The following is a 20,809-nucleotide window of genomic DNA, read 5'->3' on the forward strand; positions in this document are numbered from 1 at the left end:
TCAGTACCGAATCCGGGGATCGATCAGCGTGTAAGCAAGATCGACCGCCAAGTTAATCAGGACGTATATTCCTGAGATGACGATAAGTACGCTTTGAATGACCGGGTAATCTCGGTTGTTGATCGCATCGACTACGAGACGGCCAATTCCCGGGATATTGAACACCGTTTCGGTGAGTACGACCCCGCCAATCATATAGGCGAAACTAAGACCGATCACAGTGACGATAGGTGCCCCCGCGTTTTTCAAAGCGTGACGAAAAAGCATGGAGTATGGCGATGCCCCCTTGGCAGCGGCCGTGCGCATGTAATCCTCCGACAACACCTCGAGCATGCTGGCCCGCGCGATTCGAGCAATGAAGGCGATATAGGGAAGACTTAGCGCAACAGTCGGGAGGATGAGATGAGCGAACCATGGCCCTAGGCCTTGGCCGATCGGCACGTAGCCTTGAACCGGGAGCAGTCGCGTCTGGATAGCAAACACATAAATGAGGAAATAGCCGACCACGAAAACCGGAAGAGAGTAACCGAGCGCCGAAAATACGGTTAGCGCGCGATCGACGACACCTCCCGCGCGCCAAGCAGCAAGAATGCCAAACGTCACTCCGCCCACTACTGACACGAACAATGTCAAAAGCGCCACTGATAGCGTCGGTTCCATCCTCTGTTTCATGAGTTGAACGACCGGACGCCCGGCGAAGACCGACGTACCGAAATCGCCGCGCAGTGTGTTTTGTGCCCACTGTCCGAACTGTACTGGCAGCGGCTCGTTTAACCCCAGTTGCTCTCGAACGCTGGCGACCATCTGCTCGCTAGCAGTCGGCCCGGCAATGATGGCTGCTGGATCTCCAGGCGTTAGCCTGATGAGAAGGAAGATGAATATCCCGACCATCGCCATGACGACGATGGCCGAGATCAACCTGCGAAGGATGTAGTAGACCAAAAGACTCACCCCTTTTGCATATTCCACATCGGAACATTGCCGGTCTTCAGACCAACAAGGCCGGTCAAGTCCTTCCTGTGTGCAACGGGTGATATAACCTGGCCCAAGCTTATCAAGCTCGCGTAATTCCACCAAACCTGCTGCATCTCGCGAGCGAGGGCTTGGCGTTCTTCGAGTGTCTCGACGTCGGGCCATTTGGCACGCAACGCCTCGTATTCGGCTGATTCAGGCCAGCCGAACCAACTTTCCTCTCCGTTCATAGCCATCCAGGCCGCAGTTGTCGGATCGCCAAACTGGAAATCTGTGGCGGAGGAAATGAAAATACTCCAGCCACCTTCGTCGACAGAAACCCTCTTTGCCCTTCTGGTAACAAGGCCAGCCCAGTCAGTCGATGCAAGCTCCGCATTGATCCCTATTTTGCGCATTTCCGATGCGAGTAGCAGCGAAGCATTGTGCGCTTCACCCCAGTCGGTGGGATCGAGGATAACGACCTTTTCGCCAGCATAGCCGGCCTCCGCAAAAAGCCGCTTGGCCGCCTCCGCGTCACCACCCTCTTTGTACCAATCGGTGTTCGCTTCATTGGTATAAGCTGTACCGGTACCAAACAGCGATTTGACGGGACGACTGTATTGTGGCGATGGATTGATGATGCGAAGAAACGCCTCCTGGTTGATGAGATGCAGCATCGCCTGCCGCGCCTTGACGTTGTTAAACGGCTTTTGCAGGCAGTTCATTCGGAGGAAATAGTTGTAACCGGATTTGTACAGATCCTCGAGCACAAGGTTCGGATCACTCTCGATCACCGGGTAAAGATCGGCTGGAGGCGCGCCTAGGAAGTCGATCTCTCCGGCCTGCAAGGCCGAAACGGCCGTCTGCTGATCCGGAAAGTCGTTCCAGATGACACGATTGACTCTGGCGATCTTGCCACCTGCAAGTCCGTCGGGGGCCTCGCTGCGGGGAACATACTCTTCAAACTTGTCGAACGTAATGTTAGCCCCGGGTACAAAAAGCTCCTCGTTGAACTTGAATGGCCCCGATCCGATGTGTGTGGTAACCGCTTCACTCGGCGGACGATCTGCATCCTTTTCGCGCATGATGAACAGCGGATAGGTGCTGACTTGTGCCAGTTGATCAATCAACAAACCAAGTGGCTCTTTAAGGGTGATGACGAAGGTTTTGTCGTCCTTTATGGAAACATCCTGCGCCCGCTGCTGTACCAGACTTCCACCTGGTGTCTGGAACCAACGGCGAATTGAGGCAACACAATCCGCAGCCGTAACCTTTGTGTGGTCGTGCCAACTCAGTCCGTCTCGAAGCTGGAAGGTGTAAGTCCTCTTGTCGTCCGAAGCGCTCCAATCCCCGATCATTTGCGGCTGTGGCACGAGCTTTGAATCGAGGCCGAAGAGCATATCGTAGACACCAAAGGCGTAATCGCCGATATCTACGTCTGTCGTCGTGTAAGGATCGAAGGCCTGCGGCACGCCGTGGGACCATTTCACTGGTTCTCCTCCAGTCGATGCCTGCGCGCGGAGCAGGGACGGGAACGACGCTGCCGCTCCGATAGCCATGCTCGCTTTCATTACGTTTCTACGAGAGATTTTCATCGTCAAAATTCCCCAACTTGTTTTTGATTTCATCTTGTCCGTGATTGAATTGCGCTAGCTGCAACGACGCGGACTATGTGTCGTTGAGCGGTGTTGATGGCGCGCCTCTCTCCGGCGAGCAAACTGGCTATGCCGAATGGAATTGACAAATAGAGTTTCGATATGTGGTCATATCGAAACCAGATCGCTGATATCTTTCAGAGGCTTGCGGTGAAAGACGATCATGAATGTCGAAATGTATCGAGCCAAACTTCGTCGTATGACAAAGCGCTAGCCGCATACCTTAGTCGACTGAGATGCGGTGAAGGCGCTGGCGAGACACAGGACGTCAGTATCGCATGGCCCGTATGTCGTTTCACCCCGAGCTAGCTGCACGATCGAGTTGATAAAGGATCCAAGCCTGGCGGAATGCGGCTTCTTCCACTACCGCGGGTCCGTGTGAAAATCCGGAGTGACCGCCGAGCATGCGGGTCCTAAAGACGAGCGCAGGGTCGCGGTTAGGCGTGCAGGAGCGGCGCTGTGCGACGTACCTCGCGGGTTGATGAAAGAGTACCTGACTGTCATCGAGCGCGGCGTCAATGTAAGTTGGAGGGAGTGGTCTATTAGCGTCAAGGTTGTAGTATGGGTCGTAGGCGCGCATGTACCTGTACTCGTCCGGAACGCGCGGATCTCCGTATTCTGCTGTCTCCGCCAACGCGAAGGGCATGTTGAAATCCAGCTCGGTGTCGATGATGTCGGCAACTGGAACTTCCGCGATCACGGCCCGAAATAAATCAGGTCGCAATGCGGCCGTAGCCAACACGGTACCTCCGCCGGCACTTTTTCCCTCAATGACAATTCCGTCGCGCCCAGCGTACCCCTGTTCAACGAGAGCCTCGGCACATCTGATCAGATCTGTGTAAGTGACGGTCTTTCGATCACGAATGGCCACATCATACCAGCGACGCCCGAACTCTCCGCCCCCTCGTACGTGCACGATGCCAAATGCAATTCCTCGATCAAGAAGACTCAAACGCTCGTGAAGGCATGAGGGTGCGGAGAAGAATGAGGGCCACCTTGTCGTGCCGTAACAGCCGTAGACGTTCAGGAGAACGGGGCCGCCGGGCTGCCGGTCCCGGCGAGCGATCAATGAGATCGGCACCTGAACCCCGTCGTCTGCGTTCGCCATGACGATCGTAACAACGTATTGAGAGGGGTCGTAGCTGGGGACATCGGCTTGATAAACGATTGTCGATCGGCCGTTTGCCATATCGTACTCTGTGTACGTGTCCGGCCTAATAAACGAACTGACAGAGTACACCAACTGTGAGCTGTAGAAACGATGCCGCGCCACCGAGTAGGAGCCTCCTGCCGAAACTCCGACCTTCAAAGTGCACGTGGTCTCCTCGGGAACGATGACGGATTTAACCTCTCCCTTTCGGCCATACACGACAAGCCGAGGTCTGAGGCTTTCGCGCTCAAATGAAACCAGATCCTGATCGAATACGTGTACCTCCTCCAGGGTCACTCCTGCTCGATGAGGGACAATCTCTTTCCAATGCGCCGGCGATGGGTCGGCTATCGGCGCGCTTACCATTCGCCAGTCCGGACCGTTGTCGTCTACACGAAACAGGAAACTGTCGTTCCAGTGTTCAGCATAAACCTGGTGTCCCAGATCACGTGTCACAATCCGGCGCCACTTCCCTCTCGGATCGTTCGACGCGAGACACCACACTTCAGCGGCACCTCGTTGAACGCGTAGCGTGTTGTCACAACCGGGGACCACGTTGAGAAACAGCCAAGCGCCGCTGTGCGATCGCCGAATAACTACTGCCAGCCGCTCGTTGGATTCTTCGAAGACAACCTCGGATTTGCTGGCCTCCACATCCAGACGAACGATCCGATCATGCTGACGCCTGTCACTGCGCTCCTGTGAGAAGAAGAGTGATTGGCTGTCGGCGGACCAGACTGCCTGACCAACCCGCGCCGGGCCTCGCCACACGTCTTGGCCGCCAGAGACGTCCCGCACTCTAAGTTCGAAGCCCTCATTGCCAACGACATCGAAACTATACGCTAGATAGCGTCCGTCATCGCTTGGTTCAAAAATGCCAAGCGTGAAGAAGACAGCCGCGCCCGGGATCGAATTAGGGTCGATTACAAGTTCGTCAGGGCCTCCCGCGACTGGCCGGCGCCACCATGCCGGATGAGGCAGGCCATCTTCCTGCATCCGGAAATACTCAAAGGGACCGACTGTCAAAACAGGATGACTACCGCCGCCGGCTTTACGCCCGTCAATTTCGGCAACCAGTTGCTGTTTGATCTCCGCTAAGTGGGCTGTCGCCTGTTCCGCGTAAAGGTTCTCTGCCTCAAGATACTGGAACACATCGGGGTTTTCGCGATTGCGAAGCCAGCCGAACTTATCAGTTGTGACATCTTCATGAAGGACGCGGATTCGCGCCTCGGCATGGGGAAGCGGCGGGTGCAAAATTTGCTCTCCCATCATTCGTCTCCCGACATGAGACGTATGGCGACGATGACGCCGGCTTTACGCAAATAGTGCGCAGTTTTCATTGATGTGTCTCCATTGAGCGTCGAGTCTTCAGCCGGCCTAGCTCGCGGTCTCTGCATCTGCTGATGTTGTAGAGCTGGGGACCGGGCAGCCTAGGACTGGTCCATTGCCAGAAATTGGAGAGCTAATTCAGACTTGGCAAATACCAAATCGATATTCCAGCCATCGAGAAGCCAGATGGTATTTGCTGAAACGGCGAGCTTATAGAGGGCGCAACGCATGCGGGTCCCCGTTGGACGTGCGCGTTAAAGCTCACGAAGATCAGGCGCGCGCGCTCACTTTGCCGAGCGATCAGACAGGAAGACGCCAAGTTCGTCTTCGAGTTCCTTGATTCTCCTGCGTTGATGATCGGCTTCCTGACATGCAGCTCATGCGGGCCGCGCTGAAGCTACATTGCGGGCAGCCGCCAGGAATATCGGATCTGGCGTAACTCCAATCGCTTCGTCCTTCATCACCCAAAGGACACCCAGACACTCCTCGACGTCCTGGTTGTATCGCCGACATCAAGATCGGTCGGTCGCACCTGCTACAATTTCATGTGCAACATTCTCAGATGATGAGTAGTGCTGAAACGCATTTGGAGTTGGGCAATTCCCAAGCGCGTATTATTCGGCTCGCATCACGAACACGCTTTTGGGGTCTATCGAAATATCAACGTCCTCCCCACGCAACGGCGGGGAGGACAACGGCGTGTTAAAGGTGTCAATCGTAATTGTCTCATTGCCAACGATCAGGCGAACCCGAATTACGGAACCATAAAAGCCAACACCTATGACCTTGCCCCTCAGTATGACGTCTCCTTTATAGACCCCAAAGCGTATTGCTTCTGGCCGGACTGCCAGTGAGAGATGGCCACCCCGCGCTACACCCCGTGGGATTTCCAGATTTTTGAAAGTCGCGGTTGCGACCTCCACCACCCCTCTCGCAGGGTCCAATAGCCTTGCCTTGAGAATAGAAAGCGTTCCAACGAATGATGCGACAAACCGCGTGGTAGGACGATTGTAAATCTCAAGTGGCGTGCCAAACTGCTCAACTCTTCCGCTGTTCATGACCGCAACCCGATCAGACATCGACAATGCTTCTTCCTGGTCGTGTGTCACGAAGAGCGTAGTAATACCGAGTTCAGTTTGGACGTCTCGAATCTGTTCCCGCAAAGAAAGACGGATCTTTGCATCAAGCGCCGAGAGCGGTTCATCAAGCAAGAGCATCGCTGGTTTTGTTGCCAACGCTCGTGCCAAAGCCACGCGCTGTTGCTGGCCGCCCGAAAGCTCATAAGGAAAGCGCCGCTCCAAACCTGTCAAGCCGACGAGTTCCAACATTTCAGCAACGCGCCTTTGAATGTTTCGGTCTGCCATGGCTGCGATTTTGAGACCAAAACCGACATTGGCGGCAACCGACATATTCGGAAACAACGCGTAAGATTGGAATACCATTCCAAGGTTGCGCTGGTCTGGACGCAACCTGGAAACATCTCTCCCATCAATCAGAATTCGACCAGTCGTCGGATGCTCAAATCCTGCAATCATACGCAAAGCAGTGGTTTTTCCGCAACCGGAAGGTCCAAGAACAGAGATAAACTCTCCCTTCCGCACCTCCAGATCAAGATCGCTGACCACCTCGTGCCTGCCGAAGCGTTTCGTAATCTGAGAAAGGTGAAGGGTCACGCCGGCTCTGACGGCTGGATCGATCAAATTCATCTATTTTCTCTTTGCACATTGGGAGAAAAATGGGCCATCAACTGGATCAACCCCATGGCGATCCAGGTAATGATGAATGACAAAATCGCCAGCGCGGCCGGCTCGTAGGCCTTGGCCACGCCAACCCTTTGAATATAGGGGCCGAAGGCGGGCCGTGTGAGAAGACTTGCGATGACGAACTCGCCGATGACGACAGCAAACGTCAGGAAAGCGCCCGCCATTATCGAAACCAATATGTTCGGCAGAATAACGCGAATGAGAATGGTGGCCGGCCGGGCGCCAAGGATCGTCGCAGCTTCGGTGAGGGTGCGGGCATCAATTGCTTGCAGTCCTGTGTCGATGGCTCGATACATATAAGGAAGAGTCAAGGTCACGTAGCCGCAAATCAATAAGATATCGGACCCGCGCGCCGTTCCCGTGAGTGGAAAGGGCGATGACGAAGAGAACATCCTGAGATAACCGAACACCAATATGATCGGCGGAACGATCAGAGGCAGCAGCACAATGAACTCGACGACCGGCCGAAGCCATGGAAGACGCAGGCGCACCAGATAGACAGTTGGCAAGACGAGAACGGTACCGACGACGATAGTGCATGCCGCGATGAGCGCGGAATAGCCGAAGCTCGAAACAAAATCCGGATCGGAGAATACGTAACGATACGCGTCGAAACTGTAGCCCTCGCGTCTAAGGCTCAGCGAGAACTCTGCCGTTGCAATCAGCGGCAACAGGAAAAAAGAGCGCCCAGCGACAGGCATATCCAAGGAAGGAGGCGTAGATTTGTCTTCATTTCAGCCATCGTTCAGAGCGAGCGCGGAGGACAAGATAGATCGTGTTAGCCAGCGCCATGACCGCAATCATGCCGAGCGCCAGCGCAGCTCCAAGGCTTTCATTGTGCAACACATCGCCACGGATTTGAGCATAGAGCAAAATCGGCACGATGTTCACCGCGTAGCCGGTGAGGGCGTAGGCCGTCGCAATGGCACCGAAGGAATTCGCAAAAGGAGAGCCAGTGTCCCGAGCAGGCTGGGCCACAGGACGGGCAGGCCGATATACCTCCAATAGTGCCAGGATCTGGCGCCCAAAATTGCCGCAGCCTCGCGCCATTCGCGCCGCAGTCCGTCGATGGCGGGCATCATGATGGTAATCGTGATCGGAATCTGGAAAAAGAGATAGGTGATCGTCAGGCCCCAAAAGCTCGCCAGATCAAAACCGGCATCATAAATGTCAACGCCCGCGATCGTATTGAGTGCCGTCGTGACTAGGCCGAGACGCCCGAGCGTCGCGATGAACGCAAAGGCAAGCGGAACTCCAGAAAAATTGGAAGCCACTCCGCAAAAGGTCATCACGATGGAACGGACCCGGGAATTGCTGACACCCCGCCCAACGACGAGAGCGAGACCGAGGCCGATTAACGCGCCGAGCACGGCAGACGCCGAGGATATTTTTATGGATTCCGCAAACGCGGCGACGACCTCAGGCGTGTTCAGATCAACAAAATTCTTCAGAGTTAACTGGCCTTGCCGGTTAACGAAGGCGTCGGCGACTAGCGCAACTGTTGGTGCAATCATCATCACAGCGGCGAAAGCAAAGAACGGTGCTACTCCGATCAATGCGGACCAGTCTGGTTGTTTTTGCGCGAACATTTTCAGGGTGGCCGACAGCTTGTCGGGTCGGGGATACCCCGACCCGACAAGTCCGCTCTCAGGTCCGTCCACGTCAGTTCTTCTTGACATTGATAGTCGTCGTCCAGCTTTCAGCGACAACCTTGCCGGCTTCGACCAGATGCTGAAGCTCAGGGAATACGAGGTTGTCCCCGGTGGGAGGAAGCTTGGCGACCATTTCATCGGTGATGACGCCGGTTTTGCGCATGTGGTCGAAACGGATCGGATGGCACAGGCCATTCAAGAAGCCGATCTGTCCTTCGTCGGAATACAGATATTCCATCCAGAGTTTCGCAGCATTGGGATGAGGTGCATGCTTGCTGATCGCCTGAGCGTAGACGCCCGCAACAGTCACCGTCTTGGGGACGATCGTTTCGATCGGTGGGTTGCCGTGGAAGCCCTCGTTGTAGGTGATGCCGTTGAAGTCCCAACGCGTCGTGATCGGCGCTTCGCCCTTTGCGATCGCGGCAGCGGTGCCGAAGGTCGGAACAAGATTGCCGGCTTCGTTGAGTTGGCGGTAGAATTCTATTCCCGCCTTGGCGGCATCGGCACCCGGTTTGGCGCCAGTCGACAGTCCCGCCGCGTAGATGCTCAGGATCGCATTGTTCGCCGTCCTCGGATCGGCTGGCACCGAAACGCTCTTCTTGTAGATCGGGTCGCGCAGGTCCGCCCAATCGGCAGGGCTTTTCTTGACAACGTTCTTGTTCACCAGAAACGACAGCACACCGTAATAATCGCCGTACCAGTGGCCGTCTTTATCCTTGACGGCTGCCGGAATCGAATCCCAAGTCTTCACCTTGTAGGGCAGCAACAGATCCTCTTCCATACCGGTGGGGCCGAACACCGCGCCGATGTCGATCACGTCGGGCGCCTGCGGTCCCTTGTTGCCGATATTGGCCTTGATCGTGGCCAGTTCCTCACCCGAGCCGGCGTTCGGATTGAGCTCGTTTACGACAAGTCCGTACTTGTCCTTGAAGCCCTGAATGAGGGCGCCATAACCGCACCAATCATGCGAAACGGCGATAACCGTCAACTGACCTTCGGCTTTGGCAGCCGCGACAAGGGCATCCAGATCCTGTGCTAACGAGGCGGTGGGAACGACCGCCAGCGCCGTCGTCGCCGCACTGGCGAGCAAGCATACAATTCTGTTCACAAGCATCATTCTCTCCTAGTTCTCGTTCAAATAAACCGGCCTGTAGGCACCCGTATGAAGCCGCCTTGACGACAGCTAGGCTATTGACTTCGCATGACACCAATGTGACGTATTGTGAGTAAAAATGATAATTTGTGTACTTGAATTCGTCAAGAGAAATTGCTCGGCTTGCCAATTGATTCTCATTTAAACACCTGCCGCTCGGAGAAATGAGCAGAAAAGTTCATTATAACAGAAGGAAAGCTCTACGTGGCGGCGTTATCCGAGATTTGGCGATCACACAATCTCAAAAAAGCGAAGCGGGTTGTGTGATAAAATATGGTCTTATAAGAGGAAGGCACCATTCAACGACCTGAAAACGTGACAAATGTTAACTTTCACCAAGCGCATCTTCGGTTTCTGACCTATCTTGCGACCTGTGCCCTTGCAAACCCAAGACGTCCGAGCCTTTCGCTGAAGCTCTTTCATGTCGCGTCCGACGTGTTGACATGGCCTCCTCAAAATATCATTATTTCTCAAAAATAATCACACTCTGATTAAGGTGTCTAGCCGATGACAGAAGTTCGAAGCCCACGAATAGGCAAATTGCCTGCGGCTAGCCGATTGCAAGCAATAACGGAAATGATCGATGCCGGAGAAAGCATCAGCATTGCCGGGCTCGCGGAACAATATTCGGTGTCGATGGAAACCATCCGTCGCGATCTCGCAGCCCTGGAGAAGGAAGGACTCGTCCACCGAGTCCACGGCGGCGCCATGCCGACTGTGCGATCGGCGCCCATCAACGTGCGGGTCAACAGCCTAAGCACCGAGAAAGCCTCAATTGGAGCATTGACGGCGGGATTGATCGAGAAAAATGAATGGATATTCCTGACCCAAGGGAGTACGGCGCAATCCGTGGCGCGAGCGCTCAATGACGGTCCGCCAATCTCCGTGATGACCAATATGCCTGCGATCGCGGAAGCCCTCCATGGGGGGCGAAGCATCGCGTTGTGTTGACCGGTGGAGAATACAACCACACGGACGGAACCTTGGTAGGCCAGCAGGTGCTTGAGGCCATTTCCGAATGTGTATTCGATACCGCCATTATTGGCACTTACGGAATCGATCCTGTGCATGGATTGGTAGAGGCGGAGAAATACTATCAACATCTCAAACGCCTTCTCTGCCAGAGGAGCCGCCGCAGGATCTTTATTGCCGATCACAGCAAGTTTGGCGCCTCCGGCACCTATGTTTCCGTCCCGCTGTCTGAAATCGGAACTATAGTTACGGACCTTGCTCCGCCCAAGGAATTCGCAAGCGCTTTCAAAGAGTTCGGCACTAGAGTGATATATCCTATCAATGCGGAGGCCGAACCAAATGGGCAGTGAATCAAAGCATGTCGTTATTCTTGGCATTGATGGTTTGAGACCGGACATGGTCAATGACAAGACGATGCCCAATCTTGCCCAATTGGGACGAAACGGAACTTGGAGTACGAAACATAGGACCGTTTTTCCAAGCGAGACGCGAGGCGCATTGACCGCTCTCGTCACAGGCGCGAATGCCGAGGCGAACGGAATTTTTGGCAATCAGTTTTACGTGAGAGACGCCGATCGCACCCAGATTTTCACGGAAACCACACATGATTGGTATGCTGCCGATGATCGGCTTGGAGGGCGGTTGGTCACAGCGACATCACTCGGAGATATCCTTAGTGGCGCTCAACGGAAGCTCGCAGTCATCACCTCCAGCGGTCCTGGAGCCTTGTCGGCGCTAAACTGGAAGGGGCAACAGCGCGGGCAGATCGGATTTAACGTAAAGCATCCCCAAACATCCTTTCCCCATGCTTTCGCCGCGAAAACTCACCGAAGCCTCAAGATTCCCTCGGGCGGCATGTCGGCTGATGGGCCGCAAACCGCCTTTAAGGTTTTTCGAAAAGAGGCATGGCCAAATTATCAGCCTGCCGTCTCCATCTTGTGGTTCACCGAAGTCGATAGCGCCGCCCATTTGCACGGGCTCGGCTCGCCCCAACATTATGAGAAGATGAGGCACTGCGATGATGTGGTTGGCGAGCTACTCGATTGGTACGCCGCTCAGCCGGAACGGGATGAGATCAGCATTTTCGTCGTCTCCGATCATGGACACGTAACCATAAGCGGGTTGTTATCGATTGCCCAGGAGCTCCGCAACGCCGGTTTTGCAGCAGACTCGTCCTTTGAAGACGACGCGACCGATGTTCTGGTGAGACCCGGTCGCGCCGCGGGAATTTGGATGCGGAAATTTGACCCTGTACTTCTCGAAGACATCCTGGCCTTCGTGGCTGAACAAGAATGGTTCGGTGGTGCATTCACTCCTGCCACTGAGCCGGGATCTGCAGATGGTTCCTTGGCCAACACGTTAGCGCTTGAACTCATTGGTGCCGGAGGCCCTCGCGCACCCGACCTAGTTATCAATCTCGCGAGCAGAAACGACACGAGTGTGGCGGGAATTCCTGGTAGCGCCTATTTTGACGCGGGAGACTATGACCTACGACTTGGCGGCGGGACACATGGTGGGCTCCACAGCGCGGAACTCTCGGCAGTTCTCGCCACCTATGGAGCGGGATTGGCGAAGGGACTCATAGCGGATACGCCAAGCTCGATCACAGACATCGCTCCAACTGTCCTGACCTTATTGGGTATTCCATGCCCAGCATCAATGACCGGGAGGCCCCTGAGAGAGCTTACTGAAGACAGGTCTGTCTTGAGCGATGTCACCAATAGGGAGATACGATCGTCGGGAAGTATCAAACCAACCGTGCTCAGTGTCTCCAAGTTGGGTGACCGCATATACCTGAACGAAGCAAGCGTTGAGAAAGGTGTTATGACGAATGACGCTACGACAAATGCTGGTGTCGGAGTGGCCGAATGACCAATGCCGAAGTGCTCGCGCATAACATCAGAACACCGTTAGAAGTGGTTTTCGGGAGAGGGGATTGGGAGCACTTTCGGATCAAAGCGCAAACACCAATGACCTCTCGCCGGATCTACGCAGTCGCTGATATCCATGGCTATGATGCTCATCTCAACTCTATGGTGAGAAGGATTCGGGAAGATATGGCAGAATTTCCGAGTGCAAACCCCATAATTATATTTCTCGGCGACTATATTGACCGTGGCCCAAATTCCAAGCTCGTGGTTGAAATGCTTTGTGAACTGCGCAAGAGCAGTAATTTTGACTGTGTTTTATTGAGGGGCAACCATGAGCAGTGGCTTATCGATTTTGCGCAAGACAGTACCGTTCTTCCTCTCTGGGGCCGAAAAGGAGGACTACAGACTTTGCTCTCTTATGGGGTGCCTTTGTCGCAAATTGAAGCCGGCATCGAGAGCCCCTTGATTGCTGAAGATGTCCGTCGTCAATTCTTAAACCACCTGCCAACGGAACACATGGCGTTCTTTCGTTCTTTACCGAGCCACTTTGAACTTGATGACTACTTTTTGCCCACGCGGGCGTCGATCCAGATCTCCCACTCGATCAACAGACCGATCATGATCTGACTTGGATTCGATACAAATTCTTGGAGTCAAGAAAAGATTTTGGGAAAGTGGTGGTCCACGGACATACCCCCGCTCAAAAAGTAGAAAGCCTGCCGAACAGAATCAACGTTGATACGGAAATTTACACCCGCGGAGTTCTCAATTGCGTAATCCTAGAGGGAGAAACTCGCTACCTCCTCACCGTTAAAAGTGATTATCCAACACAAGTCGCTTGATGCGTTGGAGCGTTGGAGCGTTGGAGCGTTGGAGCGTTGGAGCGTTGGAGCGTTGGATAATCTGCGTCTACGACCACCACGGATCAAGCCCGCCTTCGGTTGAGTTTGAAACACCTAAAATTTCCATAAGGTGTCTTATCGGGTATGTTATAACATACTATCGAGCCATCGCGGAGATTTATGGCATTTTATGCAGAGTTCCTGCGGCGAATGAGTGGAAAACGGCGAAATCCGCCCTCCGGTGACGGGTACTCTGCTGGGTCCCAGGGACATTCTAGGGGTCTGAAAGAGACACGACGAAATGCAGCATTCCGATCCGCAATCCGGTGTTTCGACCACCTTGGCTCCTCTCCGGAATCCCGCGTTTCGCGCGATCTGGACGGCCTCGCAAATATCCAGTCTCGGATGGCTCGTGCAAACCGTGGCCATCAGTTGGCTGATGGTGACCATTTCGGCGTCCGACCTGATGGTTGCCCTGGTGCAGGCCGCGTCGACATTGCCGGTATTTTTCCTGTCGATCCTCGCCGGCGCCATTGCCGACAATTTTAGCCGCCGCTGGGTGATGTTTGCAGGACACTGCCTGTTGGTGCTGGCATCGACGACGCTGGTGATTTCTGTGGGACTGGGATTTATCAGTCCCTGGCTCATCCTCGGACTGGGTTTCCTCGCCGGCGGCGGCTTCGCTTTGAATGATCCTGCCTGGCACGCTTCCATTGGCGATATCCTGCACAAGCGCGACATTCCGGCTGCGGTGACGCTGACGTCTGTCGGATACAACATCGTGCGCAGCGTTGGTCCGGCCTTGGGTGGCGTAATCTTGGCTTTCTTCGGACCGCTCACCGCTTTCGCCATCGCCGCGCTGTGCGATCTGACGCCGCTTGGTGCCATCTGGCGCACCAAATGGCACGTGCGCGCTTCGCCTCTCCCACGTGAAAGAATGACCACGGCGATCCACGACGGTCTGCGCTTCACGGCAATGTCCTTCGAGATCAGATCAGCGGTCGTCCGGGCGACCCTGTTCGGCTTGGCCAGCATCTCTATCCTTGCACTGCTGCCTCTCGTCGTCCGCGACCATTTGCAAAGCGGGCCGATCGTCTACGGTATCCTGTTGGCCGGCTTTGGCGGCGGTGCTTTCGTGGCCGGCGTGTGCAACAGCTTCCTCCGGCGGATCATGTCTCAAAACAAGCTGGTGGCGGTCGCCTCTGTTGCCTGTGCGGCATGCTGCCTTTCCCTTGCTCTGACATCGTCAGTCGCCGTGGCGGCTTTTGCGCTGGCACTCGGCGGTGCCGGATGGCTGATTACGTGGACTGGCATCGACGTCGCGGTGCAGTTGGCCAGTCCAAGATGGGTTGTCGGCCGCACGCTCTCTATCTATTACGCCTTGAGTGCCGGCGGCATGGCGGCCGGCAGTTGGGTCTGGGGAACCGTCGCCCAGAACTACTCCCTGACCTGGGCCCTGGAGGGCGCGTCAGGAGCTCTGCTGCTGGTCGCGGCAGCGGGACTACTGTTCCCCGTGCGTCCATGGGAAGAAGCGGACCAGGAGAGTTCGGATTTCCATCCGCCCGACTTGGCACTCGATCTGAAGCCCAGGAGTGGCCCGATCGGTGTCAAGATCGAGTATTCCATATCCGAAGAGAACACCGAGGCGTTTCTGGGTTGCATGCGCGCAAGGCGGCACGTTCAAAGCCGTGCCGGTGCACGGAACTGGACCCTCCAGCGCAACCTGCAAATGCCGTCAATTTGGACGGAGACATTCCGCACGCCCACGTGGATGGATTTCCTTCGCCTGAACCATCGGCTCACGGCCGCGGATAAGGACCTTGGCGAGCAGTTCCGGGTCCTCCATGATGGAGAGCGTCCGCCGCAGACGGTGCTTTCGATCGAGCGCACGACCGAAGCAGCCCGCACCCGACCCGTCGAAGTCGTTTCACGGGCGCTGAGATGATGTCCACATGAACCAATCACTCAACGAACAGGTATGCTTGCAACGGGCTCCCAGGCCCAAGAGTTTGACGAACATCGCCTCGACCAAGGCCGATCAGACTTCGGCTGCATCAGATCCTGACCTGCGAATGGCATTACCCCATGCCACGCAGGGCCACTCGGCTGCCGTTTACCCACTTCCAACAGCAGCCGCTTTTTCTCGGTGCGTTCAGGCAGCGCTGAGCTCAACCAAATCTTCTTTCCCGTCCGCCTCCCAAGGCAAGGTGGCTGTCGTCGGACCAGTTTCGACGGCAGCCACGTCTCACCGCATTGCGGGACGGAAACATGTGAAGGCGACCGAAGCACCCAACCGGAGCCTTCGATGACAACAGCGACCACGTCTCCGTCCAGCTTTCGGCTTTGTGCAGTCTCTGTCGACGGATCTTTCGGAGGGCAGACGAACAAAGACCAAAAACGTGAACAGGCTGTCGCGATGACCCTAGCATCCATACGATGCCCACCTGGTCGCGCTCGCTATCTGCGCTGGACTTATCTAATCGGCCGCGTCAGTTGACCGAAACCTTGCGAACATAGTTCAGAATGACGACCAACGTATTCACCTCGCTCATCTGTGTGTGCATTCAGATCTCCCGGCTACCTCCCATCAAGATAAGTTCGCCACCAATCCGACGATGTCAGAAATCCGGATGGCTTCCGTGCCCGCGAAAGCGTCCTGCGCGTAACTCCAAAAGACTTCCAAAGTTCGAACGTCAAATAACGGCTTGACTTCAATCCGCTTAACCAAGTAACTAGATAGTGCATTACGTGACGCGTTTCTCGACGGCGACCAGCAAGCAACTGGCTGAGTTGGGCCGGGCAGGGGATTGATTAACAGCGCAGCAGGTAGGGCTTTGTGGGAAGAGGAGGAAACCATGTCCACATTCATCAAGGATTTTATCGAACGGGAAACCGTCAGTCGCCGTAACTTTTTGTTTGCGACTGCCGCAGGACTGACGACAGCCGTGGTGCCCGGCATACTGGGCGGCGGCAGCGCCCGCGCCGCGCTGAACGATCCGGCTATTGCCTGGTCTTATAGAGACCGCGCCAGCGCTTATTGGAACTCGGTCGTTTCGGGCGGGGAAACGTTCGTCGAGTCGCTCGGCAAGCCCAAATCGGCGCTTGTCTCTCTGATTAACGAGGGTTCTTCTGAAAAGTCGCTTGCCGACATCAAGGCGTTCTTGTCCAAGAACAATGGCAACTGCGCCATTGCCTGCGATGCAAATGACAGCCCGAATGCCCGCCCGGTCGCGGAAGCTGTGAAGGCTGCCGGTGGATACGTGTCCACGATCTGGAACAAGACAGACGATGCCCATCCGTGGGATTTCGGCGACAACTGGGTCAGCCACATGACCTGGTCGGATGAAAAGCCGGCCGAAGAAACCGCGCGCATTCTGTTCAAAGCCATGGGCGGCAAGGGCGGCGTTGTGCATCTCGGGGGCATTGCGGCCAACAACCCGGCGATCGAGCGCCTGAACGGCCTTAAGAATGCGCTGAAGGATTTTCCAGATATTGAATTGCTCGATGTGCAGCCGGCTGACTGGGACACCACTAAGGCAGCGCAGGTCATGGCCGGCTTCCTCACCAAATATGGCGACACGATCACCGGCGTTCATTGCGCAAACGACAATATCGCCTATGGCGTCATTGAAGCGCTGAAGGCTGAAGGCATCGATAACATGCCGATCGTCGCTTATGACGGCAATCCTGAAGCCGTCCAGATGGTGATGGATGGCAAGCTGCTGGCTACCGTCTTCACCAATCCCCATTGGGGCGGCGGCATCACGGCGGCGCTCGCCTATCATGCCGCAATTGGTACCTTCAAACCTTCCGAAGAGCCGAAAGAACACCGCGAATTCTATGGCCCGACCGTTCTAGTCACGGCCACGGACGCAGCGGAGTTCAAGGCCAAGTATCTGGACAACGTGCCGACATACGACTGGAAGGATTTCTGGGGTCCGTCCAACGGTGGCATCAAATACAAGTAAGCCGAGATGTTCGAAAGGGGCGGCAACCTGGTTGCCGCCCCTAGCGTGCACCACCGTCAGAGGAGGACGGAGTGAATTTGAATTTCAACCGAGAAACCGTGATCAGATGGGCGCCGCTGCTGGTGCTCCTCACGCTGGTGATACTGTTCACCGCCATCAATCCCGCCTTCTTGACCCAGCGGAACTTTGCACGCATCGCAATTGCCGCCGCACCGGCGGTGATGGTGGCAATCGGCGTAACCTTCATCATCATCATGGGCTCCATTGATCTATCCATGGAGGGCGCGGTCTCGCTGACTGCCGTGCTCTTCTGCATCGCCTTCCTGCATTTCGGCGGAACGCTTGCTGCGGGCGGCTGGGTCGCGATCCCCTGATCCTCGTGGTTGGTGGTCTCGTGGGACTGGTCAATGGTCTCGTGCATGTGCGGCTGCGGATCCCCTCCTTTATGGCCAGTCTCGCCATGGGTTTCATCGCCACCGGCGCCGTCGTCCTGATCACCGGCGGCGACATCGTCAAGATTAACGACGATACGTTTCGCATGCTGCTGACATGGCGCATCGCGGGTTTCCCGCTGATGATCTACGTCGTGGTGGCGCTGTCCGTCCTTGCCTGGTTCATCCAAGCCTATACGCGGCTTGGCCGAAATTTCTATGCAGTGGGCGGGGGTGAAGAGCTTGCCCATGCCTCCGGCCTCAATGTCCGCCGCGTGCGGATCCTCGGCTTCGTGGTTGCCGGCGTCTTCTACTCGGTCGCGGGTATCCTGCAGGTGGCCAAGCTCGGCCAGGCCGAATCTGTGACCGGGGCAAATTTCATGTTTCTCTCAATCACCTCGGTGGTAGTCGGTGGCGTTGCGTTGTGGGGCGGCATCGGCGGCGTGTGGAATGCCGTGATTGGCGTCATCATCGTCAACGTCATCAGCAACGGGATGATCGTCATTGGCCTGCCCGATTACCTGCAAGACGGAATGCTCGGCATTCTCGTCATCGTCGCCGTCATCCTTTCAACGGACCGCCGCGCGGTCAGCTTCGTGAAGTGAGGGGACGCCATGTACGAGTTGAAGGCGGTCGATAAGAAATTCCCCGGGGTTCACGCCCTGAAGTCCGTGGACTTCCACGTGAAGCGCGGCGAGATAGTTGGGCTGGTCGGTGAAAATGGCGCCGGCAAATCCACCCTGATGAAGGTCATTTATGGTGCTTATCTGCCGGATGGCGGCACCGTGTCGATCAACGGCAAACCAGTGCGTCTCCAGAACCCCAGGCAGGCGATGGAAATGGGCATCGGTATGGTGTTCCAGGAGCAATCGCTCATCGCCAACCTGACAGTGATGGAGAATATCTTCCTCGGTTATGAAGCACAGTTCGTCCGTTTCGGCGTGATCAACTGGAAAGCCATGGCCGACGCGGCGCGCAAGCAACTGGCGAAGGTGAAGCTGGATATCGATCCTGCCATGGTGACCTCGCAGCTTTCCTTCGCGCAGCGACAGCTTGTGGAGCTCGCCAAGGTCTTGACGCTGGAGGAGCGGGTGCAAGGTGACCTCGTGATCTTGCTCGATGAGCCGACAAGCGTGCTCGCGGAAGACGAAGTAAAGATGCTCTTCAGTATCATCCGGGAGCTCACGTCGCGGGCAAGCTTCATCTTTGTCAGCCACCGCATGGACGAGGTTATGGAGCTTTCCGACCGCATCTACGTGATGAAGGACGGGCAGGTCGTCGATACCGTCGAGCGGGGCAAGTCCTCGCCTGAGGCGATCCAGCAGAAGATGGTCGGGCGCAATGTGGACAAGGAATATTACCGTGAGCACCGGCAGAAGTCATTCGACGCGTCGGCCGAGTTGCTGAAGCTGGAAGGCGTGAGCCTCGCCGGCCGCATCAGGGATATTGCGCTGACGTTGCATCGTGGCGAAGTGCTTTGCCTCGTCGGCACGGAGGGCTCCGGGCGCGAGGCAATTCTGCGCACCATCTACGGCATGCTAACCCCCACCGCCGGCAAAGTGACCATCAAGGGCGAAGCCATGGATCGCTTCACCGCCCGGGCGGCGGTAGAGCGCGGAATTGGATATGTGCCACGCGAGCGCAAGATCGAAGGCATCGTGGCTGGCATGAATGTCTATGAAAACATGACGCTCTCGCAGATGGGCAGTTATTCGAAAGGCGGCGTGCTGAACGTCGGTGCGGAAAAAGCGCTGGCGCGCGACTGGATTTCCCGGCTCGCAATCAAGGCCCATTCCGAATACGCCGATTGCGGCAACCTGTCCGGCGGAAACCAGCAGAAAGTGGTGCTGGCGAAATGGCGGTCCGGCGGATCGGACATCATGCTGCTCGATCACCCGACCCGTGGCCTTGATATCGGGGCGAAGGAAGATGTCTACGAGATGATCCGGGACATGAGCGACGACGGGGCGGGGGTGGTGCTTGTTGCAGACACCTTGGAAGAAGCGATCGGGCTCTCCCACACGATCCTCGTGATCAAGGATGGCGAGATTCAAAAGCGCTTTGCCTGCGAGCCGGGCGCCAAGCCCACGCTCTTCGACCTCCTCCATTACATGATTTGAGAACAGAAATGTCGATACATCAATTGAAGTCTCATTTCCCTTGGATCACGCTTCTGGTGCTGGTTGCAATCGTGGGCATCAACGACCCGAACTTCCTCAAGCCCGTGAACCTGCTGTCGCTGGCGGGGGATATCGTGCCCCTGTTCATTATGGCGCTGGGCCTGACTTTCGCGATCTATATCGGCGGGATCGATCTTTCGGCCCAGTCCATGGCCAACATGATCACAGTGGTGGCGTCCGTCTACCTGGCGTCGTTCGGCCCGTGGGTGGCTCTGCTTTGCGTTGCTGCGGGCTTTGCGCTCGGCATGGTGTCCGGCTATGTCACCACAAAGCTGCTGGTACCCTCGTTCATATCGACGCTTGCCGTAGGTGGTGTCTGCTTCTCCATGGCGAAATGGCTTTCCGGAAACCGAGCGCTGAACATGGAAGCGGCCCAGCGCGATTCTACATTCGGCTGGATGATCGGTCATACCGGCATGATCCCGAATGAACTGTTCATCGCCGCGGCACTTCTTGCGCTCTGCATCTTCATCGAGAGACGCACAACGCTCGGCCGTGCGCTTAAGGCGGTCGGCGCCGGTGAGCTGGCGGCGGCGGCGTCGGGCGTCAACGTGGCGCGCTACAAGATCCTCGCATTTGCGATTTCAGGCGCATTGGCAGCCGTTGCCGGTCTGCTCTTTGCCGTGAAGCTCTCAGGTGGGGCACCGACCATTGCCAATGGCTTTCTTCTGCCGGCGATCGTCGCGGTGCTTGTCGGGGGAACGCCCCTGACAGGTGGTGTTGGAGGCGTCATCAACACGGCCATAGGCACGCTTCTGGTAGCCGTCATCCGCGCATCGATGCTCTATTTCGGCATCGAGGCGACCCAGCAACAGATGGTCTTCGGCCTGGTCCTTATCGTGGCGATTGCGCTGACGATCGACCGTTCCAAGCTCCGTATCGTGAAGTGAGG

13 protein-coding genes and 3 pseudogenes are annotated in these 20,809 nt (G+C 56.1%); 9 read left to right on the forward strand and 7 right to left on the reverse strand.

What is annotated here, in order from left to right:
• From P6U16_RS27775 to P6U16_RS27805, 7 genes and pseudogenes are all read right to left on the reverse strand, one after another.
• Window positions 1–942 (reverse strand): ABC transporter permease, encoded by a 942-nt coding sequence (locus P6U16_RS27775; protein WP_277704896.1) that lies wholly within the window; start codon window positions 940–942, stop codon window positions 1–3.
• A 5-nt stretch (window positions 943–947) separates the two neighbouring features.
• A complete protein-coding gene (locus P6U16_RS27780) occupies window positions 948–2,546 on the reverse strand; it encodes an ABC transporter substrate-binding protein (protein ID WP_277705060.1) in 1,599 nt (532 codons plus the stop codon).
• 355 nt (window positions 2,547–2,901) lie between these two features.
• Window positions 2,902–5,028 carry a prolyl oligopeptidase family serine peptidase gene (locus tag P6U16_RS27785; protein ID WP_277704897.1) on the reverse strand — a complete coding sequence of 709 codons (2,127 nt, stop codon included), beginning with the start codon at window positions 5,026–5,028 and terminating at the stop codon, window positions 2,902–2,904.
• Window positions 5,029–5,699: 671 nt separating this feature from the next.
• Complete coding sequence (locus tag P6U16_RS27790; protein WP_277704898.1) at window positions 5,700–6,791, reverse strand: ABC transporter ATP-binding protein; 1,092 nt, start codon at window positions 6,789–6,791, stop codon at window positions 5,700–5,702.
• A pseudogene (locus P6U16_RS27795) lies at window positions 6,788–7,581 on the reverse strand (ABC transporter permease). The gene P6U16_RS27790 and the pseudogene P6U16_RS27795 overlap by 4 nt, the downstream one beginning before the upstream one ends.
• Window positions 7,578–8,437, reverse strand: a pseudogene (locus P6U16_RS27800) (ABC transporter permease subunit). Before P6U16_RS27800 ends, P6U16_RS27795 begins: the two co-directional pseudogenes overlap by 4 nt.
• Before the next feature lie 73 nt (window positions 8,438–8,510).
• A complete protein-coding gene (locus P6U16_RS27805; protein WP_349017771.1) occupies window positions 8,511–9,599 on the reverse strand; it encodes an ABC transporter substrate-binding protein in 1,089 nt (362 codons plus the stop codon).
• 630 nt (window positions 9,600–10,229) lie between these two features.
• On the opposite strand from P6U16_RS27805, the pseudogene P6U16_RS27810 reads away from it, so the two are divergent.
• The 9 genes and pseudogenes from P6U16_RS27810 to P6U16_RS27850 all read left to right on the forward strand — a co-directional run bounded on the left by P6U16_RS27810 (window position 10,230) and on the right by P6U16_RS27850 (window position 20,807).
• Window positions 10,230–10,975 (forward strand): annotated as a pseudogene (locus P6U16_RS27810) (DeoR/GlpR family DNA-binding transcription regulator).
• Window positions 10,965–12,497, forward strand: coding sequence for an alkaline phosphatase family protein (locus P6U16_RS27815; protein ID WP_277704900.1), 1,533 nt, complete (start codon window positions 10,965–10,967; stop codon window positions 12,495–12,497). The pseudogene P6U16_RS27810 and the gene P6U16_RS27815 overlap by 11 nt, the downstream one beginning before the upstream one ends.
• Entirely contained in the window at window positions 12,494–13,123 is a 630-nt protein-coding gene (locus tag P6U16_RS27820) for a metallophosphoesterase (protein WP_277704901.1), read from the forward strand. The genes P6U16_RS27815 and P6U16_RS27820 overlap by 4 nt, the downstream gene beginning before the upstream one ends.
• 516 nt (window positions 13,124–13,639) lie before the next feature.
• Complete coding sequence (locus tag P6U16_RS27825) at window positions 13,640–15,283, forward strand: MFS transporter (protein ID WP_277704902.1); 1,644 nt, start codon at window positions 13,640–13,642, stop codon at window positions 15,281–15,283.
• Window positions 15,284–16,193: 910 nt separating this feature from the next.
• Window positions 16,194–17,306: a sugar ABC transporter substrate-binding protein gene (locus P6U16_RS27830; RefSeq protein ID WP_277704903.1), complete on the forward strand. Its 1,113-nt coding sequence runs from the start codon at window positions 16,194–16,196 to the stop codon at window positions 17,304–17,306.
• 71 nt (window positions 17,307–17,377) lie between these two features.
• Window positions 17,378–17,680 (forward strand): hypothetical protein, encoded by a 303-nt coding sequence (locus tag P6U16_RS27835; protein WP_277704904.1) that lies wholly within the window; start codon window positions 17,378–17,380, stop codon window positions 17,678–17,680.
• Between the two features lie 20 nt (window positions 17,681–17,700).
• Window positions 17,701–18,342, forward strand: coding sequence for an ABC transporter permease (locus tag P6U16_RS27840; RefSeq protein ID WP_277704905.1), 642 nt, complete (start codon window positions 17,701–17,703; stop codon window positions 18,340–18,342).
• A 9-nt stretch (window positions 18,343–18,351) separates the two neighbouring features.
• Complete coding sequence (locus tag P6U16_RS27845) at window positions 18,352–19,857, forward strand: sugar ABC transporter ATP-binding protein (RefSeq protein WP_277704906.1); 1,506 nt, start codon at window positions 18,352–18,354, stop codon at window positions 19,855–19,857.
• Between the two features lie 8 nt (window positions 19,858–19,865).
• Complete coding sequence (locus tag P6U16_RS27850) at window positions 19,866–20,807, forward strand: ABC transporter permease (protein WP_277704907.1); 942 nt, start codon at window positions 19,866–19,868, stop codon at window positions 20,805–20,807.
• Window positions 20,808–20,809: the final 2 nt, after the last annotated feature.

The sequence above is a fragment of the Rhizobium sp. 32-5/1 genome, from assembly GCF_029537235.1.
GTDB lineage: Bacteria > Pseudomonadota > Alphaproteobacteria > Rhizobiales > Rhizobiaceae > Pararhizobium.